23 protein-coding genes and 1 tRNA gene are annotated in these 23,778 nt (G+C 66.2%); 12 read left to right on the plus strand and 12 right to left on the minus strand.

Going from position 1 to position 23,778, the window contains the following annotated elements:
* Window positions 1-6: 6 nt before the first annotated feature.
* Both rpoZ and folK read right to left on the minus strand, forming a co-directional pair.
* Entirely contained in the window at window positions 7-363 is a 357-nt protein-coding gene (gene rpoZ / locus TW83_RS10600) for a DNA-directed RNA polymerase subunit omega (protein ID WP_042245492.1), read from the minus strand.
* Window positions 364-433: 70 nt separating this feature from the next.
* The gene (gene folK / locus TW83_RS10605; RefSeq protein ID WP_343251966.1) at window positions 434-1,081 is read right to left on the minus strand and encodes a 2-amino-4-hydroxy-6-hydroxymethyldihydropteridine diphosphokinase; all 648 of its coding nucleotides are present in this window, start codon (window positions 1,079-1,081) and stop codon (window positions 434-436) included.
* Between the two features lie 51 nt (window positions 1,082-1,132).
* Here folK and TW83_RS10610 point away from each other — a divergent pair, with 51 nt between their 5' ends.
* Complete coding sequence (locus tag TW83_RS10610; RefSeq protein ID WP_045982741.1) at window positions 1,133-1,684, plus strand: NYN domain-containing protein; 552 nt, start codon at window positions 1,133-1,135, stop codon at window positions 1,682-1,684.
* 49 nt (window positions 1,685-1,733) lie between these two features.
* Here TW83_RS10610 and TW83_RS20555 read toward each other — a convergent pair.
* Window positions 1,734-1,805: transfer RNA gene (locus TW83_RS20555), tRNA-Leu, on the minus strand.
* A 374-nt stretch (window positions 1,806-2,179) separates the two neighbouring features.
* Between TW83_RS20555 and TW83_RS10615 the strand changes: the two genes are divergently transcribed.
* Entirely contained in the window at window positions 2,180-4,204 is a 2,025-nt protein-coding gene (locus TW83_RS10615) for a catalase (RefSeq protein WP_045982742.1), read from the plus strand.
* A 52-nt stretch (window positions 4,205-4,256) separates the two neighbouring features.
* Here TW83_RS10615 and rocF read toward each other — a convergent pair whose 3' ends face one another.
* The 5 genes from rocF to TW83_RS10640 all read right to left on the minus strand — a co-directional run bounded on the left by rocF (window position 4,257) and on the right by TW83_RS10640 (window position 10,732).
* Complete coding sequence (gene rocF, locus TW83_RS10620) at window positions 4,257-5,180, minus strand: arginase (RefSeq protein WP_045982743.1); 924 nt, start codon at window positions 5,178-5,180, stop codon at window positions 4,257-4,259.
* A 74-nt stretch (window positions 5,181-5,254) separates the two neighbouring features.
* The gene (locus TW83_RS10625; protein WP_239441323.1) at window positions 5,255-7,291 is read right to left on the minus strand and encodes a TonB-dependent receptor; all 2,037 of its coding nucleotides are present in this window, start codon (window positions 7,289-7,291) and stop codon (window positions 5,255-5,257) included.
* A gap of 154 nt (window positions 7,292-7,445) precedes the next feature.
* Window positions 7,446-9,164: a methionine--tRNA ligase gene (gene metG / locus TW83_RS10630; protein WP_045982745.1), complete on the minus strand. Its 1,719-nt coding sequence runs from the start codon at window positions 9,162-9,164 to the stop codon at window positions 7,446-7,448.
* Between the two features lie 94 nt (window positions 9,165-9,258).
* On the minus strand, window positions 9,259-9,966 hold the full coding sequence (locus TW83_RS10635; protein WP_045982746.1) for a metal-binding protein ZinT: 708 nt from the start codon (window positions 9,964-9,966) through the stop codon (window positions 9,259-9,261).
* A gap of 136 nt (window positions 9,967-10,102) precedes the next feature.
* Window positions 10,103-10,732: a GcrA family cell cycle regulator gene (locus TW83_RS10640; protein WP_045982747.1), complete on the minus strand. Its 630-nt coding sequence runs from the start codon at window positions 10,730-10,732 to the stop codon at window positions 10,103-10,105.
* A 117-nt stretch (window positions 10,733-10,849) separates the two neighbouring features.
* On the opposite strand from TW83_RS10640, the gene TW83_RS10645 reads away from it, so the two are divergent.
* The 4 genes from TW83_RS10645 to argF all read left to right on the plus strand — a co-directional run bounded on the left by TW83_RS10645 (window position 10,850) and on the right by argF (window position 14,553).
* Window positions 10,850-11,686: an ABC transporter permease gene (locus TW83_RS10645; RefSeq protein WP_045982748.1), complete on the plus strand. Its 837-nt coding sequence runs from the start codon at window positions 10,850-10,852 to the stop codon at window positions 11,684-11,686.
* Between the two features lie 151 nt (window positions 11,687-11,837).
* The gene (locus TW83_RS10650; RefSeq protein WP_045982749.1) at window positions 11,838-13,010 is read left to right on the plus strand and encodes an aspartate aminotransferase family protein; all 1,173 of its coding nucleotides are present in this window, start codon (window positions 11,838-11,840) and stop codon (window positions 13,008-13,010) included.
* Complete coding sequence (locus TW83_RS10655; RefSeq protein ID WP_045982750.1) at window positions 13,003-13,479, plus strand: GNAT family N-acetyltransferase; 477 nt, start codon at window positions 13,003-13,005, stop codon at window positions 13,477-13,479. Before TW83_RS10650 ends, TW83_RS10655 begins: the two co-directional genes overlap by 8 nt.
* A gap of 147 nt (window positions 13,480-13,626) precedes the next feature.
* Window positions 13,627-14,553 carry an ornithine carbamoyltransferase gene (argF, locus tag TW83_RS10660; protein WP_045982751.1) on the plus strand — a complete coding sequence of 309 codons (927 nt, stop codon included), beginning with the start codon at window positions 13,627-13,629 and terminating at the stop codon, window positions 14,551-14,553.
* Between the two features lie 714 nt (window positions 14,554-15,267).
* On the opposite strand, the gene TW83_RS10665 is transcribed toward argF, so the two are convergent.
* Window positions 15,268-16,863 carry a phosphoenolpyruvate carboxykinase gene (locus tag TW83_RS10665; protein ID WP_045982752.1) on the minus strand — a complete coding sequence of 532 codons (1,596 nt, stop codon included), beginning with the start codon at window positions 16,861-16,863 and terminating at the stop codon, window positions 15,268-15,270.
* A gap of 198 nt (window positions 16,864-17,061) precedes the next feature.
* Here TW83_RS10665 and TW83_RS10670 point away from each other — a divergent pair, with 198 nt between their 5' ends.
* The 6 genes from TW83_RS10670 (at window position 17,062) to TW83_RS10695 (ending at window position 20,313) form a co-directional block, all read left to right on the plus strand.
* Window positions 17,062-17,475 (plus strand): serine kinase, encoded by a 414-nt coding sequence (locus TW83_RS10670; protein WP_239441324.1) that lies wholly within the window; start codon window positions 17,062-17,064, stop codon window positions 17,473-17,475.
* Between the two features lie 30 nt (window positions 17,476-17,505).
* A complete protein-coding gene (gene rapZ / locus TW83_RS10675; protein WP_045982753.1) occupies window positions 17,506-18,456 on the plus strand; it encodes an RNase adapter RapZ in 951 nt (316 codons plus the stop codon).
* A 43-nt stretch (window positions 18,457-18,499) separates the two neighbouring features.
* A complete protein-coding gene (locus tag TW83_RS10680) occupies window positions 18,500-18,922 on the plus strand; it encodes a PTS fructose transporter subunit IIA (RefSeq protein WP_045982754.1) in 423 nt (140 codons plus the stop codon).
* Entirely contained in the window at window positions 18,919-19,197 is a 279-nt protein-coding gene (locus TW83_RS10685; RefSeq protein ID WP_045982755.1) for an HPr family phosphocarrier protein, read from the plus strand. The genes TW83_RS10680 and TW83_RS10685 overlap by 4 nt, the downstream gene beginning before the upstream one ends.
* On the plus strand, window positions 19,197-19,826 hold the full coding sequence (locus tag TW83_RS10690; RefSeq protein WP_045982756.1) for a TetR/AcrR family transcriptional regulator: 630 nt from the start codon (window positions 19,197-19,199) through the stop codon (window positions 19,824-19,826). The genes TW83_RS10685 and TW83_RS10690 overlap by 1 nt, the downstream gene beginning before the upstream one ends.
* Window positions 19,827-19,911: 85 nt before the next feature.
* Window positions 19,912-20,313, plus strand: coding sequence for a DUF2852 domain-containing protein (locus TW83_RS10695; protein ID WP_052714837.1), 402 nt, complete (start codon window positions 19,912-19,914; stop codon window positions 20,311-20,313).
* A 33-nt stretch (window positions 20,314-20,346) separates the two neighbouring features.
* Here the strand turns inward: TW83_RS10695 and betC are convergent, their stop codons facing one another.
* The 3 genes from betC to TW83_RS10710 form a co-directional block, all read right to left on the minus strand.
* Window positions 20,347-21,840 (minus strand): choline-sulfatase, encoded by a 1,494-nt coding sequence (gene betC, locus TW83_RS10700; protein ID WP_255352782.1) that lies wholly within the window; start codon window positions 21,838-21,840, stop codon window positions 20,347-20,349.
* A 6-nt stretch (window positions 21,841-21,846) separates the two neighbouring features.
* Window positions 21,847-22,776 carry a choline ABC transporter substrate-binding protein gene (gene choX, locus TW83_RS10705; protein WP_045982757.1) on the minus strand — a complete coding sequence of 310 codons (930 nt, stop codon included), beginning with the start codon at window positions 22,774-22,776 and terminating at the stop codon, window positions 21,847-21,849.
* A gap of 76 nt (window positions 22,777-22,852) precedes the next feature.
* Window positions 22,853-23,728: a 3-hydroxybutyryl-CoA dehydrogenase gene (locus tag TW83_RS10710; RefSeq protein WP_045982758.1), complete on the minus strand. Its 876-nt coding sequence runs from the start codon at window positions 23,726-23,728 to the stop codon at window positions 22,853-22,855.
* Between the last annotated feature and the right edge of the window lie 50 nt (window positions 23,729-23,778).

Genomic DNA, 23,778 nt, shown 5'->3' on the forward strand with positions numbered 1-23,778 from the left:
ACCGTGTCAGGCGCGCTGGTTGGCTTCCAGCATCATGCGCAGCATCCGTTCCTCGGATTCCTCGTCGGACGGCTTGGGGCGATCGACCTCGGCGCCCAGCAGCAGGGCCATGGCGTCCTCCTCGGGCTCGTCGACCTCGATCTGGGTCTGGGTCGATTCGATCATCCGCTCGCGCAGATCGTCGACGGGCTGGGTCTCTTCGGCGATTTCGCGCAGGGCGACCACCGGGTTCTTGTCGTTGTCACGATCGACGGTGGGGGCGCTGCCAGCCGCGATCTCTCGGGCGCGATGCGAGGCGAGCATCACCAGATCAAAGCGGTTGGGAACCTTGTCGACGCAGTCTTCGACCGTTACGCGGGCCATGGATCACCTGTGCAGTTGCGAATCGGACATTCGGGGCGAACCGGACTGATGGTCGCCACAGTGCCGATTGTCAAGGAAAACCTGGGGATTCGACCGGCGTCATTCCGTCCAGCGCGCGGGGTCCAAGCGCCTCCAGCATCGCCGCGACGCTGAGCCCGGTCAGCGGATGACGCCAGTCCGGCGCGATCTCGGCCAGGGGGGCCAGGACGAACGCGCGGTCCTGCATCCGCGGATGGGGCAGGATCAGCCGGTCGGGCACCTGCACCCCCTGGCGGTCGGGGGACAGATCCATCCAGTCGCGCAGATGGCCCGCATCAGGTTCGATCCGGTCGTCCAGCGCGATCAGGTCCAGGTCCAGGACGCGTGCCGACCACCGGCCCGTACTGCGGTCGCGGCCATGCTCTGCCTCGATCGCGTGCAGCGTCTCAAGGACCTGCGGTGCGTCCAGGGACGTGGCGATCAGCGCCACCGTATTGGCGAAATCGGGCCCCGATCCCGCAGGCATGGCGGGAGTCCGCCAGATGCGACTGATCGCGGTGATTGAAATGCCCGGGGCGCTGTGCAGAATGCCCATCGTCGTGCACAGGGTCGTTACGGGGTCCTGATCCGACAGGGGAAGGTTGGCCCCAAAAGCAACGATACCAAAAGACAGGTTAACCACGCTTTCCTCTTTCCTTACAGGTCCATGGCATGGGCCCGCGCATCTCAGGTCCCTCACCCTGGCCCGCGCTTGTGCCGTGAAGGACCGGGTTCATCAAAGGCAACATCCATGTTTTACAAAGACGACCGATTGGCAATCTTCATAGACGGGGCCAATCTTTATGCTGCCGCGAAGGCACTGGGCTTTGATATCGACTACAAGCTGCTGCGCCAGGAATTCGATCGCCGCGGCAAGCTGATGCGTGCCTATTACTATACCGCCCTGATCGAGGGCGAGGAATATTCCCCGATCCGTCCGCTGGTGGACTGGCTGCATTACAACGGTTTCTGCGTCGTGACCAAGCCGGCGCGCGAATACATCGACGCCCTGGGCCGCCGCAAGGTCAAGGGCAACATGGACATCGAACTGACCGTCGATGCGATGGAACTGGCCCCGCGGATGGATCACGCGGTCCTGTTTTCCGGCGACGGCGATTTCCGGCCGCTGGTCGAATCGCTTCAGCGTCAGGGGGTCCGGGTGTCGGTCGTGTCCACGATCCGCAGCCAGCCACCGATGATCGCCGACGACCTGCGCCGCCAGGCCGACAACTTCATAGAGTTGGACGCGCTGCGCGACATCATCGGCCGCCCACCGCGCGAGCCGGCCCAAGTCGAGACGTGATCCCGCGTGCACCGGGGCCTGACAGCGCCGGTGCCGCATGACGCGATGATGGTGCGGACGGCGGGACTTGAACCCGCACTTCCGTTCGGAAAACAGATTTTCGTACCACTTCGACTTTCGCCGCCGGGGGTGCGATGCCCCGTTCGTGGTCTGGACTATCCCTTCGCCATGGTCCGCAAGGACGTTAGGCGCCGCCCGTCTAGTCTCTACACCTTCCCCGTGTCCGGGGCTTGGCTCGGGATTGGCACGGGGCCGGGGCCCCACAGCTTTCCCCGAATTTGAGCGGTTCTGCACCAGCGGTTTCCCGGCCGGGCACTCCAATTGTCAAAGTCTGCTGCGTCTACCGATTTCGCCACGTCCGCATCATCATCACTCCTGCGTATCGCAGGCTGCGCGGCGCAGGGCAAGCGGGTGAACAAAACATAGCCCCCCGAATCAGGAACTGTTTTCGTCGGCCTTGGTTGGACAGGCAACGCGCCAGCACAGGAGGACGTCATGTCCAGCATCAGCGAGACACGCGGCAACGGTGGAGAGACCCACCAGACCGGCGGCGAGGCCCTGACTACCAATCACGGGGTCCCGATTTCCGACAACCAGAACAGCCTGAAGGCCGGGGCCCGCGGTCCCACCCTGCTGGAGGACTTTGTCCTTCGCGAAAAGATCTTCCATTTCGACCATGAACGCATTCCGGAGCGGATCGTCCACGCCCGCGGTTCGGGTGCGCACGGCTATTTCGAATGCACCAACCCGATCCCAGAACTGACTCGCGCGGGCGTTCTGGCCAATCCGGGCAAGACGCCGGTCTTCGTGCGCTTCTCGACCGTGGCCGGCGGCGCAGGCAGCGTCGACACGCCGCGCGACGTGCGGGGCTTTGCTGTCAAGTTCTACACCCAAGAAGGCAACTGGGACCTGGTCGGCAACAACATTCCGGTGTTCTTCATCCAGGACGCCATCAAGTTTCCCGACTTGGTCCATTCGGTCAAGATGGAGGCAGACAAGGGCTATCCGCAGGCCGCCAGCGCCCACGACACCTTCTGGGATTTCGTATCGCTGATGCCGGAATCCATGCACATGATCATGTGGGCGATGTCCGACCGAGCGATCCCGCGCAGCCTGCGCATGATCGAGGGGTTCGGCGTTCACACGTTCCGCCTGGTCAACGCCCAGGGCAAGTCGACCTTCGTCAAGTTCCACTGGAAGCCCAAGCTGGGCCTGCAGAGCCAGGTCTGGAACGAGGCCGTCAAGACCGCCGGCGCGAACCAGGACTATCACCGCCAGGACCTGTGGGAGGCCATTGATTCGGGCGACTTCCCGGAATGGGAACTGGGCATCCAGACCTTTGACGCGGAATGGGCCGCCAAGCAGCCTTATGACGTCCTGGACGCGACCAAGCTGATCCCCGAGGAGGACATTCCTGTCCGCATCGTCGGCCGCATGGTGCTGGACCGGAACCCCGACAACTTCTTTGCCGAGACAGAGCAGGTGGCCTTCCTGCCGACGAACGTCGTGCCCGGCATCGACTTTTCCGACGACCCGCTGCTGCAGGGACGGCTGTTCAGCTATATGGACACCCAGAAGTCGCGACTTGGCACCACGAACTTCCACCAGATCCCGGTCAATGCGCCGAAATGCCCGATGCACAACTTTCAGCGCGACGGCATGATGCAGATGGCGGTGCCCAAAGGCCGCGCCAACTATGAGCCGAACAGCCTGGATCAGGCCGGAGAGGAGCCGGGCCCCCGCGCCACCGACCAAGGCTTCGCGACCTACAAGGACATGACCGACCTGGGCAACCAGCCGGACGAAAAGCTACGCGTGAGGGCGGACCTGTTCGGTGACCATTACAGCCAGGCACGGCTGTTCTATCGCAGCCAGACCGAGGTCGAGCAGACCCACATCGCCGATGCGATCACGTTCGAACTGTCCAAGGTCGGCCTTGGCCACGTGATCCAGCGTGTTCTGGGTCACCTGCGGGTCATCGACGAGGATCTGGCCGAGACCGTGGCCGAGGGTCTGGCCGAGGATCTGCCCGATGCCGCGACGCCCATGCGCGAACCGATCGACATGGCACCTTCGGATGCGCTGTCGATCATGAAGCAGGCCAAGCACAGCCTGAAGGGTCGCAAGGTCGGCATCCTGATCGGCGACGGTGGGGATCAAGCCAAGGTCGATGCGCTGCGCGACGCGGTCGAGGCCCAGGGCGGCACCGTCATGCTGATCGCCAAGGAGCGTGGCAAGGCCGAGGCGCAGTTGGCGGGATCGCCTTCGGTCCTGTTCGATGCGGTGGCGCTGGTCATCGGCGCCGATGACGCGGCCAAGCTGGCCAAGTTCAAGCCCGCGGTCGACTTCGTGTCGGATGCCTTTGCGCATCTGAAGGCGATCGGCGCCGACGATGCCAGCGCCAAGCTGCTGGCGGCGGCCGGGGTGCAGCCCGACAAGGGCGTGACCAAGCTGGACCCGGCGGCGTTCGTCGAGGCGGCGGCGCAGCGGTTCTATGACCGCGAAGCCAAGGTCTGGTAGGCCTCAGCCGTTCAGGATCGGAATGAAAGGGGGCGGGCCGGTGGTCCGCCCCTTATCCATAGCTGCGGGTCGGGCGGTCAAAGACCTTGCGGCCCATCAGGCTGCCGACCAGATCGACCATCAATTTTGCGGTCCGGCCGCGTTCGTCCAGGAACGGGTTCAACTCGACCAGGTCCAGCGATGTGACCAGCCCCGATTCGTGCAGCAGCTCCATCACCAGATGCGCCTCGCGGAAGGTCGCGCCGCCGGGCACCGTGGTCCCGACCGCGGGCGCGATCGAGGGGTCCAGGAAATCCACGTCCAGGCTGACATGCAACAGGCCGTCGGCCGCGCGCACGCGGTCCAGAAAGGCCCGCAGCGGGGCCACGATGCCCTGTTCGTCCAGCACCCTCATGTCGTTTACGGTGATGTCCGTGGGCTGCATCAGGGCCAGTTCGGCGGGGTCCACGCTGCGGATGCCGAACATGCAGATGTTTTCGCCCGGGATGGGGGCGGGGAAGGGCGGGAAGGGGTCGAAACCGTCCAGCCCGTTGGCATAGGCCATCGGCGTGCCATGCAGGTTTCCAGATGTGGTGGTGGCGACGGTGTGAAAATCGCTGTGCGCGTCCAGCCAGATCACGAACTGCGCGCGGCCCTGCGCGGCGGCATGCGCAGCGACCCCTGCGACGGTGCCCAGGGCCAGCGAATGATCGCCCCCCATGATGATCGGCATGCCATGCGGCAGGGCGTCCTGGGTGGCCTTTCGCAGGGCGCCGGTCCAGGCGATCGTTTCAGGCAGGTGATGCACGGCGGGGTTGGCGCAGCGATGGTCGCCCAACGGGTCCGGCGTGACGTCGCCGCGATCCTCGACCGTGTGGCCCAAGGTGGACAGGGTCGCGGCCAGGCCCGCGGTGCGATACGCGGCGGGGCCCATCAGGCAGCCGGGGCGGCGCTGGCCCTCGTCCACGGGGGCTCCGATCAGGATGCAATGGGTCATGGGGCTCTCCGGCTGGATGGTGCCCCGTTTGAACACGCCCGGCCGGGGAAAGTCCACCGGCCGGGCGCATCCCCCTAGAAGTTCGAGGTCACGCCCAGCCACAGGCGGCGGCCCTCGCCCTCGGTGTTGTTGGCGGCCATGGTGATGTCGCGGTCCAGCAGATTGTAGATCGCGCCGTTCAGGCTGACCCGGTCGGTCAGCTGATAATCCGCCCCCAGGTCCACCGTCAGGTAGGACCCGTATTCATAGGCGATGGCTGTCCCGTCCGCGTCGAAGGCCACCGGTCGGCCGTTGGTGCCGATGCGGGCTCCGGCGGCTGTTTCCCGGCCGTGATAGATCACCGACCCCCAGGCCCCCAACCCCGCGACGGGGGTGACCCAATCGGCGGTCACGCTGGCCTGATGGCGCGGCGTACGGTCCAGCGGCAGGCCCGCGAAATCGCCGGTCCGCTGTTCGCTGTCGGTGAAGCTGTAGCTGGCGCGCAGCGTTAGGTCGGGGGTGGCGTCCCAGTCCGCGGTCAACTCTACCCCCTGCAGGCGGGCGCGCCCGACATTGTACCATTCCCATCGGTTGAAGCTGGTGCCGCCGATCACGACCTGGTCGTCGGTGCGGGCGCTTTCGATCTTGTCGTCGAAATCGGTGCGGAACAGCGTCGCACCCACCTGCCACGTCGGCGCATCGTAAAGTGCCGCCAGCTCATAGCTGGTGCTTTCCTCTGGCTGCAGGCCGGGGTTAGAGACGATCGCGCCTGCGCCCCGTTCGGTGGTGTAGAAATAGCCCGGCACGACGGAGCGCAGATCCGGCGCGCGGAACCCCGTCGACACGCCCCCCTTGAGGGTCAGGCCCTGCGTCGCGTTCCACACCGCATAGGCGCGCGGGGTCAGGTTGCTGCCGTATTCGGCATGATCGTTCAGCCGCGCCCCAAGGGTCAGGGCAAGATCGTCGCGCAGGCGCCATTCGTCCTCCAGGAACACCGCGCGCTGCGAGGTCGCAAAGGAATAGGTCCGCCCGTCGCCCAAGCCGGGGTTCTGATCGCGCAGCCCCGTGCGGTTCACCTGCCCGCCAAAGACCAGCGTATGGCTGCCCTGCCATTCCAGCGGCGCGGTGAATTTCGCGTCATAGACGGTGTTCGTGACCTCCGGCGCGCGGTCGCCTGCGACCAGCGCGCCATTGCCAGATGCCGTCTTGCGCTGGCCCACTTCGCGCAGGACCGACAGGTCGGCCGCCACATTGCCCCACTGCCCGGCATAGGACAGGGCCGCGCGGTCGCGGGTGTTGTCCTGCAGGCTGTCGTTCTGCGGCGTGCCGCGGAAATCGACGGGCGCGATGGTGCGGCTCGCGCGGCCCAGATCCTGGATCCGGGTGCGCGCGCCCTCCAGGTGGACGGTGTGATCGGGGTCGGGCGTCCAGCTGAGCCGTGCCGACAGGTCGGTCAGTTCGCGGTCGCGCAGCCCGTCGACGACCCGCGATTCGGACCGGTCGAGGCGGCGCCCCCAGACCTGCAGGCCCAACCGGTCCGCAGCGACCGGCCCGCTGCCATAGAAGGACAGCTGGCGCGAGGACGCGTCGTCGCCGTCCTGGGGCAGGGTGGCCTCGGCCGTGACCGACCCGGTCCAGCGGTCGGCGACTGGCTTAGTGATGACGTTGACCACGCCGCCCATCGCGTCCGATCCGTACAGCGACGACATAGGGCCGCGAACGATCTCGATCCGGTCGATGGCGGCGACGGGAGGAATCCAGTTCTGCTCGATCCCGGCGCTGCCGTTGGTGCGCGATTCGCGCGTGCCCTGACGTTTGCCGTCGACCAGGATCAGCGTGTACTGGCCCGACAGGCCGCGGATGGTGATGTCCTGTTCGTTGGCGACGCCCGTTGTGGCCACGCCCTGCACCCCGCGCAGCGCGTCCGACAGGCTGGTGATGTTGCGCCGCGCCAGCTCCTCTCCGGAAATGACCGAGATGCTGGCAGGGGCGTCGGCGACGTTCTGTTCGAACCCGGACGCGGTGATCACGATCTCGTCCAGCAGGATGGGGGCCGTGTCCTGGGCCAATGCCGGCGCGGTCAGGGCGGTCAGCATCAGGAATGTCGCGCGAAGGGAGGGGGTCTTGGGCATCATGGGCCTCGGGGTCGGAGGGGACATGCTGCCTGGGGTCGTGGCCAGAGGGAAAAGCCGATTACCTGGGTAATTCAGTCGCCTTTACGGCGGGTGGGCGCGGGGGACAAGGCCTGCGCCCACCCCCTGCGCCCCTGTGGCACGAATGCGACAGTCAGGCGCGGACGCCCTGGAAGCGGGCGGCCCAGGCCTCTCGGTCCTCGTCGCTGATCTTGGCGAACATCACCTCGGGGACGGTGAAGGCATGGCCGGGGGCCAGCGCCTGCAGGGCCTGCGCCACGTCGTCGGGCCAGCCCGCATCCTGCGCGTCTATCGCCTGCAGCATCGCGGCCGATGCAAAGGGGATGAAGGGCTGCGACAGGACCGCATAAAGGCGGATCAGGTTCAGGCCCATGCGCACCTGCATCGCCGCCTGGTCGGGGTCGGTCTTGAACACCGTCCAGGGCGCGGCCGATTGCAGGTATTCATTGCCCGACACCCAGATGGCGCGCAGCTCGGCGGCGGCCTTGCGGACCTCCATCGCCTCCATATTCGCCTCATAGGCACGGACGCGGGCGGTCAGCGTGTCGATCAGCGCCAGTTCGGAAGGGCCCCAGGCCGGGCCTTCGGGAACGGCCTCGCCGAACTTGGCGCGGCAGAACTTGGTGATGCGGCTGACGAAGTTGCCCAGCACGTCGGCCAGGTCCTTGTTCACGGATTGCTGGAAATTCTCCCAGGTGAACTCGCTGTCGCCGGATTCGGGGGCGTGGGACAGCAGCCACCAGCGCCAGTAGTCCGCCGGCAGGATCTCCAGAGCGTGATCCATGAACACACCGCGCCCCTGCGATGTGCTGAACTGTCCGCCCTGATAGGTCAGGTAATTGAAGGACTTGATATAATCGACCATCTTCCACGGCTCGCCCGAACCGATCAGGGTCGCGGGGAAGGACAGGGTATGGAAGGGCACGTTGTCCTTGCCCATGAACTGGGTATAGGTCACGTCCTCGGCGCCCTGGTCCAGGCGCCACCAGCGGCGCCATGCGGCATCGTCGGCGCCCGCCGCATCGGCCCATTCGGCGGTCGCGCCGATATATTCGATGGGCGCGTCGAACCAGACATAGAAGACCTTGCCCTCCATCCCCGGCCAGTCCTGGTCGCCCCGCTTCACCGGCACGCCCCAGTCCAGGTCGCGGGTGATGCCGCGGTCCTGCAGCCCGTCGCCGTCGTTCAGCCATTTGCGCGCGATCGAGGTCGTCAGGATCGGCCAGTCGGTCTTGGCGTCGATCCAGGCGGCGATGTCGCCCTTCAGCGCGGACTGGCGCAGGTACAGGTGCTTGGTCTCGCGTACCTCCAGGTCGGTGCTGCCCGAGATCGCGCTGCGCGGGTTGATCAGGTCTGTCGGGTCCAGCTGCTTGGTGCAGTTTTCGCACTGATCGCCGCGCGCCTTGTCATAGCCGCAGTTGGGGCAGGTGCCCTCTATGTAGCGGTCCGGCAGGAAACGGTTGTCGGCATGGGAGAAGACCTGCTTCTCGACGACCTCGCGGATATAGCCCTGGTCGGCCAGGCGGCCCGCGAAATGCTGGGTCAGGGCGCGGTTGCGGTCGCTGGAGGAGCGGCCGTAATGATCGAAGGACAGCCCGAACCCGTCTGCCAGCGCGGTCTGGACGCCATGCATCCGGGCGCAATAGTCGGCCACGGCCTCTCCGGTCTTGGCGGCGGCCAGTTCGGCCGGGGTGCCGTGTTCGTCGGTGGCGCAGATGAACATGACCTCGTGGCCCCGCGCCCGCAGATAGCGGGCATAGAGGTCGGCGGGCAGCTGTGAACCGACGAGGTTCCCCAGATGCTTGATGCCGTTGATATAGGGCAGGGCAGAGGTGATCAGGTGGCGGGCCATGGCATGCGTCCTTTCGGGGTCGCGCATCTCTAGCCCTGTTGCGCCGTGATGAAAAGCGGTGCGCACGCCCGGCGCACCGGGCGTGCACAGGTCGTCAATGGGCCAGCATCTCGTCCACGATCTGGGCGGGGGTCATGTCGGCGGGATAGTAGGTGGGCCAGTTCGTCACCTCCTCCAGCAGGGCGGCGCGGTCGTCGCCCCAATACAGGTGGAAGTGGTCGGCGCGGGCCGGGGCGATCCCATGGTCGCTGAACTGGATGAAGGCGGGTGCGCCCGCGTCGCCGGCTGTCTTGGCAAAGATGAAACGGACGCCGCGGTTGCCGCGGGCATAGGTCAGGATCTCGTGCCCGTCATCGGCATAGGTGCCCGACACCTGCGTGCCGTCGCTGTAGAACGTCACAACGTCACCCTCGATGGTGATGCGGTCCGTATCGGTGGCATAGCCGGTCCGGTAATAGGCGGTGTATTCCTCGGCGGTCTGGTCGCCCTTCTGGGCCTTGCGGTCCATGACCGGCGCCAGGGTGCCGTCCTGCAGCAGGGGATAGACCGACTGCCAGTCGCCCGCATAGTCGGACAGGGGGCGGTCCTTGACCTGATCGTCGTCGAAATAGCCGTCATAGATGGCCTGTGCCTCGGAGCTGCGGGCATGGGCGTGATCGTGCGCGTGATCATGGTCATGGTCATGGTCGTGGGAGTTGTCATGCGCGGCTGGGGCGGCACTGTCCTGGGCCAGCGCAGGCCCGGTCAGGGCAAGCGTCGCAGCGATCAGCAGACTGGCGGGGAGGGGCGAGCGGAGGGGCATGGGGCGGTCCTTCTATAGACATGACGAATCATGGAATGATATATCATCACATAACAGGACCGCAGTAAGGCGCGCTTACGGGGATGGCAAGGGCGGGTCGGGACCGGGCGGACCTTTGCGGCCCGCCCGAAAGCGATCAGCGGCGACGGTCGCGGCGCGAGGACATCGGCTGGAACGCGACGCCGACATGCGCCTCGCAATAGGGTTTTCCCGCGACCGACGGCAGGCCGCAGAACCAGAACTTGTCGGTTGCCGGATCGCCGATGGGCCATTTGCAGGTCCGCTCGGTCAGTTCCATCAGGGTCAGTTTCTTGGCGCGCTTCTCGACCTCGCGGACCGAGGCCAAGGCTTCGGGAGAGATCTCGTTGGCCGAAGGCTGGGGCGGCAAAGGCTGTCCCGCCGGCACGATCGGGCGGCGGGGAACGGGCACGAAGGCCGGTTGCGTGCTGGGTTCGGGTTCCGGCTCGGGCTGGACCGCCACGGGCTCGGGCGCGGGTTCGGGGCGCAGAGGGGCCGTCGCTGGCTGCGGGACCGCACGGGGAGCCGCGGGCTTTTCGCGGGCGACCGGTTCCGGTGCGGGGGCGGGGGCGGGGGCTGGGGCTGCGGCTTCGGGCTCCTCGGTGCGGTTCGACAGCCCCAGGCGATGGACCTTGCCGATCACCGCGTTGCGGGTCACGCCGCCCAGTTCCTTGGCGATGGCGCTGGCCGACTGGCCCTCGGACCACATGCGTTTCAGTGTCTCGACGCGATCATCCGTCCAGGACATGGCAGCCTTTCCGGGCGGGTCTGACCTGCCGCCCCATCTTGTAACCTGCGATTGGTCCCGTCACATACGGGATGCCGAGATTTAGCCGCCGAAGCGCAGAAATTCAAGGACCGCCAGATGACCCCGCCCACAATGCCCGGCCTGCCCCCGCTTTCCGACAGCCCCGCCATGGGCGTGCGCCGCTTTGGCCGCGTCAACTGGCTGGGCCTGCGTACGCTGGCGCGGCGCGAGGTCATGCGCTTCATGGCCGTCTGGCAGCAGACGATATTCGCGCCGCTGATGACGGCGGGCCTGTTCGTGGTGGTGTTCGCGATGGCCCTGGGGCAGGGGCGGGGGCAGATCATGGGCCTGCCCTACCTGGTCTTCCTGGGGCCGGGCATCCTGATGATGACGGTCATCCAGAACGCCTTCGCGAACACTTCCAGCTCGATCACCGCGGCCAAGGTGCAGGGCAACATCGTCGACACGCTGATGCCGCCCCTGTCCGCCGGAGAGCTGCTGGCCGGCTATCTGGCCGGGTCGGTGGTGCGCGCCGGGCTGGTGGCCACGGTCATCGGGACCGGCATGGTGCTGGTCACCGGGCGCGGCATCGCGCATCCGGGCTGGGCGGCGCTGTTCGTGCTGCTGGCCGCGCTGATGCTGGGCGGCCTGGGCATCCTGGCAGGGATCATGGCGCAGAAGTTCGACCAGATGGCGGCGATCACCAATTTCATCATCACGCCGCTGTCGTTCCTGTCGGGCACCTTCTATTCGGTGCAGGCGCTGCCGCAGCCGTTCAGCACGCTGTCGCACTGGAACCCGATCTTCTACCTGATCGACGGCGCGCGCTATGGCGTGACCGGAGTCAGCGATGCGCCCGTCTGGCGCGGCGCGCTGATCTGCGCGGGCGTCGTCGCGGGCGTGCTGTATCTGGCGTGGCGGTGGCTGCGGTCGGGCTATCGCATGAAGGCCTGATTAGCGCTTGCCTTGACAGGCAAAGCTGCGCATCCTTCGCGCCATGACGAAACGACGCACCACCCGTTCGCGACGCTGACGCCGGCCCCTTCGCGGGCCCGCGTCCCTGTTGCCGTTTCCGCCATTCCCCTTCCATCGCCGGAGCCTTGCCATGATCCCGCACGTCCTGCCGACCTATAATCGCGCCCCCCTGGCGTTCGAACGCGGCGAAGGCGCCTGGGCCGTCACCGCCGACGGGACGCGATACCTGGACCTGGGCGCGGGCATCGCGGTGAACGTGCTGGGCCATGCCAATCCCGATCTGGTCGCCGCGCTGACCGAACAGGCGGGCCGGATCTGGCACGTGTCGAACCTGTACCAGATCCCCGAGCAGGAGCGTCTGGCCGACCTGCTGGTCGAACACACCTTCGCGGACACGGTGTTCTTCACCAATTCCGGCACCGAGGCGGCCGAACTGGCCATCAAGATGGTGCGCAAGCATTGGGACCACGCGGGCGACCCGGACCGGATCGAGACCCTGACCTTTTCCGGCGCGTTCCACGGACGCTCGACCGGGGCCATCGCGGCGGCAGGGTCCGAGAAGATGGTCAAGGGCTTTGGCCCGCTGATGCCGGGGTTCCGCACGCTGCCCTTCGGCGATCACGAGGCGCTTAAGGCCGCAGTCACCGACCGCACCGCCGCGATCATGGTCGAGCCCGTGCAGGGCGAGGGCGGCATCCGTCCGCTGCCCGACGCCTGCCTTCAGGGGCTGCGCGAGCTGTGCGACCGGACCGGCGCGCTGCTGGTCCTGGACGAGGTGCAATGCGGCATGGGCCGGACAGGTCGTCTGTTCGCGCATGAATATGCCGGGATCGCGCCCGACATCATGATGGTCGCCAAGGGCATTGGCGGGGGCTTTCCCCTGGGCGCGGTGCTGGCGACGGAAGGCGCGGCCGCGGGCATGGTCGCAGGGACGCACGGCTCCACCTATGGCGGCAACCCGCTGGCCTGCGCGGTCGGCGCGCGCGTGATGCAGATCGTGGCCGATCCGGCCTTCCTGGCCGAGGTCAACCGCAAGGCCGCCCTGTTCCGCCAGAAGCTGGAGGGGCTGGTCGCCGCCCATCCGCAGATCTTCGAGGGCGTGCGGGGGCAGGGGCTGATGCTGGGCCTGAAATGCCGCGTCGCGCCGACCGATCTGGTCCGTGCGGCCTATGATCAGCATCTGCTGACCGTGCCCGCCGCAGATGACACGCTGCGCCTGCTGCCGCCGCTGAACATCACCGAAGATGAGATCGCCGAGGCCGTGGCGCGCCTGGACAGGGCAGCCGCCAGCCTGGATGGCTGAATACGCCTTCAGGCCGGTTACCGGGGACGACCTGCCCGTGCTGGCCAGATGGCTGGCCCAGCCGGAGGTCGCTGCATGGTGGCCCGGCCCCGATCGCCAGATCGCCCTGATCCGCGACGATCTGGGGCACCGGGTGATGCGACAGATGATCGTGGTGCGGAACGGCGCTGCCCTGGCCTATGCGCAATCCTATCCGGCTCATCACTGGCCCGCGCCGCATTTCGCGGGGCTTCCGGTGGATGCCGTGGTGCTGGACGTATTTTCCGGGCCTGACGGGGTGGGGCAGGGCGGCGCATGGCTGCGCGCCCTGGGCGATTTGCTGCTGCTGGACTGTTCGACCCTGGCGATCGATCCCGCCCCCGAAAATCAGCGCGCCATCGCCGCCTACCGCAAGGCGGGCTTTGCGGGCGACGATCACCGCCTGGACGCGCAAGGTCGGCCCGTCCGCGTGATGACCCGCCTCCGATGAGGCGAACGAGCCCTTCTTCTTTGCCCAAATACCCATCTTCTCCGGCCCGGTCGGGCGCGACCCCTGCGGGGGCGCGGAAAGCCCGATCCGCCCTTGACCCGGCCTGCCCGGCGGGGCTTGCTGGAGAAAAGCCGAAAGACCAAGACGATGACCCATTTCCTGGATATCCACACCACCGACCGCACCGCCCTGCGCAGCATCATCGACAGCGCCCACGCGATGAAGGCCGCTCGCAACGGCCGCCCCAAGGGCAGTCCCGATGACGAACAGCCGCTGGCCGGCCGCATGGTCGCGCTGATCTTCGAAAAGCCTTCGACCCGCACGCGGGTCAGCTTCGATGTCGGCGTGCGCCAGCTGGGCGGGCAGACGATGATCTTGTCGGGCTCGGAGATGCAGCTGGGTCATGGCGAAACCATCGCCGACACCGCGCGCGTGCTGTCCCGCTATGTCGACCTGATCATGATCCGGACCTTCGAGGAGGCGACGCTGCTGGAGATGGCCGAGCATGCGACCGTTCCGGTGATCAACGGGCTGACGAACCGCACGCATCCATGCCAGATCATGGCCGACGTGATGACCTTCGAGGAACATCGCGGCCCCATCGCTGACAAGAAGGTCGTCTGGTCGGGCGACGGCAACAACGTGTTCGCAAGCTTTGCCCACGCGGCGGGGCAGTTCTGCTTCGATCTGACCTTCACCGGCCCGCCGCCGCTGGATCCCGAAGCGGCCTGCCTCGACTATGCGGCATCCCAAGGGCGTCCCGTCACCATCGAGCGCGATCCGGCGCGGGCCGTCATCGGTGCCGACCTGGTCGTGACGGACACCTGGGTCAGCATGCACGACCCGCAATCGGCCAAGGAGCGGCGCCACAATCAGCTGCGCGGCTATCAGATCAACGAGGCCCTGATGGCGCAGGCGCGGCCGGATGCGCTGTTCATGCATTGCCTGCCCGCGCACCGCGAGGACGAGGTGACCAGTGCCGTCATGGACGGCCCCGCATCCGTCATCTGGGACGAGGCCGAAAACCGCCTGCACGCGCAGAAGGCGATCATGCGCCACTGCCTGGGACTGTGACCTGATTGACGGGCGGCCAAGGGCCGCCCGGCGACACTTGAACCTGCCCCACGAGGGCGGGGCAGGTTCGGTCCGGTGCTCTGCATCGGCATCCGAATGCAAAGGAAGGCGGATGCTAACTTTTGCGCCTTAGACCTAGTTCTTTGCTTAGGGTAAGTGGGACGAACTTTGAAACCGCTATTCATTGCGAAGGGCGCCCAAATTCGCTCTCAACTGCAAGGACCTGTCGGCAGTGCCTCAACCGCTGTAATGACGATTAGCGAAGCATGCCGCGTACGGGCTATTCCATTTGTCAAAAGTGAGTAAGGCAAGCCTATTCACTTGTCCGCTTTCCGCGGTATCGTGTTCCATCAATAGGATGTAGGAGCTACGACCAGTCTGGCCGCGTGCTTGCTACGTCAAAGATGTCGCTTCTGCTGCGCAGGTGGGAGGCGCGCCTGCCAAAATGGATGCCATGTCACGTGGCTGGGACCGGACGTAGCTCATGCTGTCTTACCGTTACAATCACCGCGTCAATTGATCGGGTCGGGTTGGACCCAGTTTGGTTGAGACCAAAGGTAACAGCACGATTGCAAGGGACGAGGTGTCTCTGGGCTAGCGGTCGTATCAATAAGGTTAAGGACAAGCTCTGCCGGATATGAGTACTGAAGCCGAAGCCTGTCGATCGCTGCGATAGAATAGAGCGACGGCCCCGCGTGGGGGCCGTCATGTCGTTCAGCCGATGGCTGCAGCGCGGATCTCATCGTCGATCGCGTCAAGATACTGGGCGAAGTTGTCGCAGAACATCTGCACCAGCTTCTTGGCCTGGGCGTCATAGGCGGCCGGGTCGGCCCAGGTCTGGCGCGGGTCCAGAAGGACAGGGCTGACGCCGGGGACGCTGACCGGCACGTCGAAGCCAAAGTTCGGATCGCGGCGGAACTGCACCGTGTTCAGGCTGCCGTCCAGGGCGGCGGCCAGCAGGGCGCGGGTGGCGGCGATGGGCATGCGCTTGCCCGTGCCGAAGGCACCCCCGGTCCAGCCGGTGTTCACCAGCCAGCAGGATGCGCCGTGCTGGGCGATCTTTTCCTGCAGCAGCTTGCCATAGACCTCGGGGCGGCGGGGCATGAAGGGCGCACCGAAGCAGGTCGAGAAGGTTGGGATCGGCTCGGTCACGCCGACCTCGGTGCCCGGCGTCTTGGAGGTGAAGCCCGACAGGAAGTGATACATCGCCTGTGCAGGCGTCAGCCGCGCGATCGGGGGCAGCACGCCATAGGCGTCGCAGGTCAGCATGATGACGTTCTTGGGATGCCCGCCAAGGCTGGTCTGGGACGCGTTGCTGATCGCCTCCAGCGGATAGGCGCAGCGCATGTTGTCGGTGATCGAGTTGTCCTCGTAGTCAAGCTCTAGCGTCTCGGGGTCGAAGACCATGTTCTCGATCACGGTCGCGAAGCGGCTGGTGGTCGCGTGGATCTCAGGTTCGGCTTGGGCCGAAAGGTTGATCGTCTTGGCGTAGCAGCCACCCTCGAAGTTGAAGATGCCGGTGTCGGACCAGCCATGTTCGTCGTCGCCGATCAGGACGCGCGACGGATCGGCCGACAGGGTGGTCTTGCCGGTGCCCGACAGACCAAAGAAGATCGCGCTGTCATCGGGATTTCCCGGCGCGTGGTTGGCGCTGCAGTGCATCGGCATGATGCCCTTTTCCGGCAGCAGGTAGTTCAGCAGCGTGAAGACCGATTTCTTGTTCTCGCCCGCATAGGCGGTGTTGGCGATCAAGATCAGCTTCTTGTCGAAGTTCATCGCGATCACCGTCTCGGACCGGCAGCCGTGACGCGCGGGATCGGCCTTGAAGCCGGGGCAGTTGATGATGGTGAATTCGGGCGTGAAGGTCGCCAGCTCGTCGGCCTGGGGCCGGCGCAGAAGGTGGCGGATGAACAGCCCGTGCCAGGCAAGCTCGGTCACCACGCGCACGTCCAGGCGGTTATCGGCATCCGCACCGCCGAACAGGTCCTGCACGAAATAGTCGCGACCCTTCATGTGCTGAAGCATGTCGGCATGCAGCAGATCGAACGCCGCCGGGTCCATCGGCTTGTTGTTGTCCCACCAGATGCTGTTCTCGACCGACGAGGTGCGGACGACGAACTTGTCCTTGGGCGAGCGGCCGGTATGCGCGCCGGTCGAGACCAGGAACGCCCCGCCCAGGCCCAGCTTGCCCTCTCCGCGGGCGACGGCCTGTGTCATCAGGGCGGGTTCCAGCAGGTTGTAGTGCACCTGGCCCAGCCCCGTGATGCCTTGGTCTTCCAGTCGGCAGGTCGGGTTTACGCGCGTGGTCATGTCGGGGGCTCCGTGGCTTGGGGTGCGGCGTTTCATCGGGCTATAGCACGGCGGATTCGGCCCGAAACAAGTCAGCGCAAACAGTTAGCGGAAACATGAAATGTTATCGCCATCAGGACCGTTTAGCCGGCGCGACTCCGTGCCACAGGCGGAAAATTAACCTGTTTTCGGGCAGGATCGGATCTGGAGGTGATTCGCATGATGCAGGTTCACGCGACCACGGTCGCGCTTGACGGGGGTGGTCTTGTCATCCTGGGACCGTCCGGATCCGGCAAGTCCACCTTGGCGCTGCAGCTGATGGCAGTGGGCGCGACACTGGTCGCCGATGACCGCACTGACCTGCGCCTGTCCGCAGGCCGGCTGATGGCGCAGGCGCCACTGCCGCTGCTGGGACGCATCGAGGCGCGGGGCGTGGGCATCCTTCAGGCAGAGCCGTCGGCGCCGGTCCCGGTGGCCGTGGCCTGCGACCTTGGACGCGACGAAGAGGACCGGTTGCCACAGGTGCGCCATCAAGATTGGCTGGGGGTCCGGGTTTCGCTTGTGCTGGGGCCCTATCGCCCCCATCTTTACGCTGCATTGCGGCAGCTGATGCTGGGCCGACGGCTGGCATGACCGCGCGCGCAGCGCCATAGGGAAGGACGCATGGACCACGACGCCATCGAACCCGAGGCCCAACGGCTGGTGCTGGTCACCGGGCCGTCCGGGGCAGGGCGATCGACCGCCATCAACGTGCTGGAGGATCTTGGCTTCGAGGCGATCGACAACCTGCCCTTGTCGCTGATCCCGCGTCTGCTGGACGGACCCGCGCGTCCGACGCCGCTGGCCTTGGGGCTGGACGTGCGCAATCGTGACTTTTCCGCCTTCAACGTGATCGAGCTGATTGACCGACTGACGCGCCTTCCCGGCTATGCGCCCGAGGTGCTGTATCTGGACTGCGACGCCGATACCCTGGTCCGCCGCTACAGCGAGACGCGCCGCCGCCATCCCTTGGCCCCCGATGAGGCGCCGATGGCCGGGGTCCTGGTTGAGATCGACCTGCTTGCACCGATCCGCGTGCGGGCCGATGTGCTGGTCGATACGACCGAACTGTCGCCTCATGACCTCAAGGCCGAGCTGACGCGGTGGTTCGACGTGCGCCCCGACCGGCGGCTCAGCGTGTCGCTGCACTCCTTCAGCTACAAACGCGGGGTGCCGCGGGGCCTGGACCTGATGTTCGACTGTCGGTTCCTGGCCAATCCGCACTGGAACCCGGACCTGCGGCCGCTGGACGGTCGCGACGACCGCGTGCAGGCGCATGTAGCCGCCGATCCGCGATTCGCCGAATTCTTTCAGCGGACCCGGGATCTGGTCGAATTTCTTCTGCCCGCCCATATGGACGAGGGCAAATCGCACCTGGCGGTCGGTTTCGGCTGTACCGGGGGACAGCATCGTTCCGTCACTTTGGTGGAAAAGATGGCCCTGGCGCTTGCAGATGCGGGCTGGCCGGTGTCAATAAGGCACAGGGAACTGGAGCGTCGGGGCATGACGCTGCAGTCTGGTGCGGACGCATCGCCTGCGGGCGAGGCTCGCGCGTCGCAAAGGCAGGCGTCATGAGGTTTGGGGTGTTTTGGAAGTCTTTTGGGCTTGGTGAGGCGCGTTGATCGGTATTGTCATAGTGGCGCATGGGGGATTGGCCCGAGAGTATCTCTCGGCCGTCGAACATGTCGTGGGTCCGCAGGTCGGTATCGCCGCCGTCGCGATCGAGGATGATCACGACCGCGCGGCCAAGACCGCCGAGATCAAGGCGGCCGCGGATGCGGTCGATCTGGGCGACGGCGTCGTCTTGGTGACCGATCTGTTCGGCGGGTCTCCCTCGAACCTGTCCCTGCCGGCCTGCGCGGTGCAGGACCGCACCATCCTCTACGGCGCCAACCTGCCGATGCTGGTCAAGCTGGCCAAGTCGCGGCATCTCAGCGTGCCGGTCGCGGTGGGCTTTGCCAAGGACGCGGGGCGCAAGTACATCAATTCCTACAACGTCCCGCCCGAGGCCGCGCTGGACAGCGGGCGGTATCCGCGATGACCGATGCGATCACCCGCAACCTGTCGATCATCAACGTCAAGGGCCTGCACGCCCGGGCCAGCGCCAAGTTTGTGGATGTGGTCGAACGCCATGACGCGCAGGCGAGGGTCGAAAAGGACGGCATGGCCGTCTCTGGCGACAGCATCATGGGTCTGCTGATGCTGACCGCCCCGCGCGGCAGCCAGATCCGCGTGACCACCTCCGGCCCCGAGGCGCAGGCCCTGGCGGACGCACTGGAGGCGCTTGTGGGGGACTACTTCGGCGAAGGCATGTAGTGCCCGCGCCCGTCACCCCCGACCGCAAGTCCTATCACCACGGCAACCTGCGCCAGGCCCTGGTCGAGGCGACCGCCGATCTGGTCCAGGAGCAGGGCCCGCAGGCCTTCACCCTGACCGAGGCCGCGCGCCGCGCCGGCGTGTCCCCTGCCGCCCCCTATCGCCACTTCAAGGGCCGCGACGACCTGCTGGAGGAAGTCGCGCGCCAGGGCTTCATCGAATTCGCCGCCCGGCTGGAGGCCGCATTCGACGGTGGCCGTCCGCGGCCGCTGACCGCGTTCCTGCGCATGGGCCAGACTTATCTGGACTTTGCCGCCGAACGGCCTGGTTACTACATGGCGATGTTCGAAAGCGGCATCTCTGTCGTGGGCAATGTCGATCTGGCGGCCGCCTCTGCGCGGGCGCAGGGCGTGCTTGTGACCGCGGCCGAGGCGATGGCCGCCCGCCTGCCCGAAGACCGCCGCCCGCCTGCCCGCATGGTGGCCAACCACATCTGGGCGCTGAGCCACGGCGTGGTCGAGCTGTTCGGCCGCGGCAAGCCCGGTTGCCGCAGTCCGGTCGAGCCGTCCGAAATGCTGGAAAGCGGGGCGCTGATCTATCTGCGCGGGCTTGGACTGATCCAGGACTGAATTGTTGCACGACGATCTTGACGGAACCCTCCGCGCCGCCCATCTATGTAAATGTAATTTACATTAACATAGGGAGATACCACAGATGACCATCGCAACCCCCGTGCTTCGCCCGGCGACGACCCAGCAGCGCATCACCGATGTGCTGGCCCGTGGTCGCGACTGGCTGGATGCGCGCGGTCGCCCCGCCTGGCTTGTCGCCATGGTGCTGGGTTTCATCTTTGTCTGGCCCGTGGGCCTGGCCCTTCTGGGCTACATGATCTGGAGCAAACGCATGTTCGGATGCAGCAAACGCACCGCCGCCCCCCGCTATTCCGCGCCGTCGACCGGCAACAGCGCCTTCGACGCCTATCGCGCCGAGACGTTGAAGCGGCTGGAGGACGAGCATCGCGAATTCATCGACTTCCTGGCCAAGCTGCGCGAGGCTAAGGACAAGGCGGAATTCGATCAGTTCATGGAAAAGCGCGACGCCAAAACCGACGCGTAAGCAGATCAGGGGCCGGGTGACCGGCCCCCGTTCCTATTCGCCGCGGGGAAACCGCTGGTTTTCCTCCAGCACGTTCAGGTCCATGTGATTGCGCATGTAGCGTTCGGACGCACGCTGCAGCGGCTGGTGGTCCCATGGATAATAGGCCCCGTTGCGCAACGCCTCGTACACGATCCAGCGGCGCGCCTGCGAATGACGCACCTGCGCGTCATAGGCCGACAGGTCCCACCGCTGCGCCGCCTGTGCACGAAGATCGGACAGCACCGCCGCATGGGCCGGATCGCCGGCCAGGTTCACGCGCTCTGCCGGGTCGTTGTCCAGATCGAACAGCATTTCCGGATCGGCGTCGCAGGCGATGTATTTCCAGCGCCCGTCGCGCAGGGCGACCATGGGTGCAATGCTGCCTTCGGCGGCATACTCCATCGGCACCGGACTGCGCGGCGCGCCTCGCGCCAGCGACCGGCCATCGGTCCAGGGCGCGATCTCGTCCATCGGAAGGCCCGCCAGGTCGCACAGCGTCGGCAGCACGTCGATGGTGCTGACCGGCTGGTCGACACGTCCCGGCGCCATGCCCGGCGCGGCGATCATCAGCGGCACCCGGGCCGAGCCTTCAAAGAAGTTCATCTTGAACCACAGCCCGCGTTCGCCCAGCATCTCGCCGTGGTCGGACAGGAACAGGATGATCGTGTCCTGCTGGCGCGTCGCCTCCAGCACGTCCAGGATCTGGCCGATCTTGTCATCGACATAGCTGATATTGGCGAAATAGCCCTGCCGCGCGCGGCGGATATGATCGTCGGTGATCTTCAGCCCGCGCCAATCGCACGCATCCATCAGGCGCTGCGAATGCGGGTCCTGCTGGTCATAGGGGATCGGCCGCGGCGGCTCCAGTTCCGGGATGCCGTCGTACAGGTCCCAGTACTTGCGCCGCGCCACGAACGGGTCGTGGGGGTGGGTAAAGCTGACGGTCAGGCACCACGGCCGATCGTCGGCCCCGCGTGCCAGATCGTACAGCTTGCGCGTCGCGTGATGGGCGACCTCGTCGTCATATTCCAGCTGATTGGTGATCTCGGCCACGCCCGCGCCCGTGACGGATCCAAGATTGTGGTACCACCAGTCGATCCGTTCCCCCGGCTTGCGGTAATCCGGGGTCCAGCCGAAATCGGCGGGATAGATGTCGGTGGTCAGACGCTCCTCGAAGCCGTGCAACTGGTCAGGGCCGACGAAATGCATCTTGCCCGACAGGCAGGTGTGGTACCCCGCCCGGCGCAGGTGATGCGCATAGGTCGGGATGTCGGACGCGAATTCCGCCGCGTTGTCATAGACCCGCGTGCGGCTTGGCAACTGGCCCGACATGAAGCTGGCCCGCCCCGGCGCGCAAAGCGGGCTGCCGGTATAGGTGTTCGCGAACCGGGTCGACCGTTCGGCCAGTCGCCGCAGGTTCGGGGTGTGCAGGAAACCGGCGGGGCCGTCGGGGAAAAGAACCCCCGACAGCTGATCCGCCATGAGGATCAGGATATTCGGTTTCACGGGCTGTTATCCGGCGACGGCGGCCTGCACGGCATCCAGGCCGGGCTGCCCGTCCAGCGTGGTGACGCCGTCCAGCCAGGGACCCATCGCATCGGGATTGGCGGCCAGCCACTCGCGCGCCGCGTCCTGCGCGTCGGCGCCGTCGTCCAGGATCGCGCCCATCAGCTGGTTCTCCATCGACACGTCGAAGACCAGCTGGCTGAACAGCCGCGCGGCATTGGGGCACATTTCGGCCCATTCGCTGCGGGCAAGGGTGTGGACGGTCGCACCGCCGAAATCGGGGCCGAACTGTTCGTCGCCGCCCGACAGATAGGTGATCTCGATCGCCTCGTTCATCGGGTGGGGCGCCCAGGCCAGGAAGACGGTGGGCGTGTCGGCATTGCGGGTGACCTGCGCCAGCATGGCCTGTTCACCGCTCTCGACCAGCTCCCAATCGCCCAGGCCGAACAGGTCGGCATCGATCATGCCCTGGATGTTCTGGTTCGCGGGGGCGCCGGGTTCGATGCCATAGATCTTGCCCTCGAACGCGTCGCGATGGGCGTCCAGATCGGCGAAATCCGCGACGCCGAGGGCCGCGGCGGCGGGGTTCACGGCCAGGGTGAACTTGGCGCCCTCCAGGTTCTGCGCCAGCTCGGTCACGCCGCCATCGGCGTCCAGATCCTCGCGGAACGCGGCCTGCGCCGGCATCCAGTTGCCCAGGAACACGTCGGTCTGCGCGCCCTTCAGCGCCTCATAGCCGACGGGAACGGACAGGGTGGCGATGTTCGGGGCATAGCCCAGGGCCTCCAGCACGACCGCCGCGACGCCGTTCGTCGCGGTGATGTCCGTCCAGCCCGGATCGGACAGGCGCACGGTGCCGCATTCGGCAGGATCGGCGGCATGGGCAGGCAGGGCGGCCACGCCCAGAAGCAGGGCGGCAAGGATGGGCTTGGTCATGGGTCTCTCCTGTCGGTGTGAAGATCTGCCCTCATGCTGGGCAGATTCTCAGGGCGCGCCCGCCTGAATGCGACAGTCAGCGCGTCGGAACTGGTGTATCGCCGCGATAATCATAAAAGCCGCGGCCCGTCTTGCGGCCAAGCCAACCGGCCTCGACATATTTCGTCAACAGCGGGCAGGGGCGGTATTTCGTGTCGGCCAAGCCGTCATGCAGCACGTTCATGATGGCCAAGCAGGTGTCCAGGCCGATGAAATCGGCCAGCTCCAGCGGGCCCATCGGGTGGTTGGTGCCCAGCTTCATCGCGCTGTCGATGCTGCTGACCGATCCCACGCCTTCGTAAAGCGTATAGACGGCCTCGTTGATCATCGGCATCAGGATGCGGTTCACGATGAAGGCGGGGAAATCCTCGGCGGTGGCCGATGTCTTGCCCAGCTTCTCGACGACGGCGTGCAGTTCGCGATAGGTCGCCTCGTCCGTGGCGATGCCGCGGATCAGCTCGACCAGCTGCATGACGGGAACGGGGTTCATGAAGTGGAACCCCATGAATTTTTCGGGCCGGTCGGTGCGCGAGGCCAGCCGCGTGATCGAGATCGACGACGTGTTCGACGTCAGGATCGTCTCGGGCTTCAGGTGCGGGACCAGATCCTCGAAGATCGCCTGCTTCACCGTCTCGCGTTCGGTCGCGGCCTCGATCACCAGGTCGCATTGGCCCAGGTCCGACAGCTTCAGCGTCGTGCGGATATGGCCCATGGCAGTCGCCTTGACCTCGGCGGTGATCTTGTCGCGGGCGACCTGACGTTCCAGGTTGCGGTCGATCAGGGCGATGGCCTTGTTCAGCGCATCCTGGCTGATGTCGGTCAGCAGCACGTCATAGCCCGCCACCGCAAAGACATGCGCGATGCCGTTGCCCATCTGACCTGCGCCGATCACGCCAACCGATTGAACCGTCATGCCTGCATCCCCTGTTCCGACGCCGGGACGATAGGGCGGGGCGGGACGTG

The sequence above is a fragment of the Paracoccus sp. S4493 genome (genome assembly GCF_000967735.1).
GTDB classification, from domain to species: Bacteria; Pseudomonadota; Alphaproteobacteria; order Rhodobacterales; family Rhodobacteraceae; genus Paracoccus; species Paracoccus marcusii.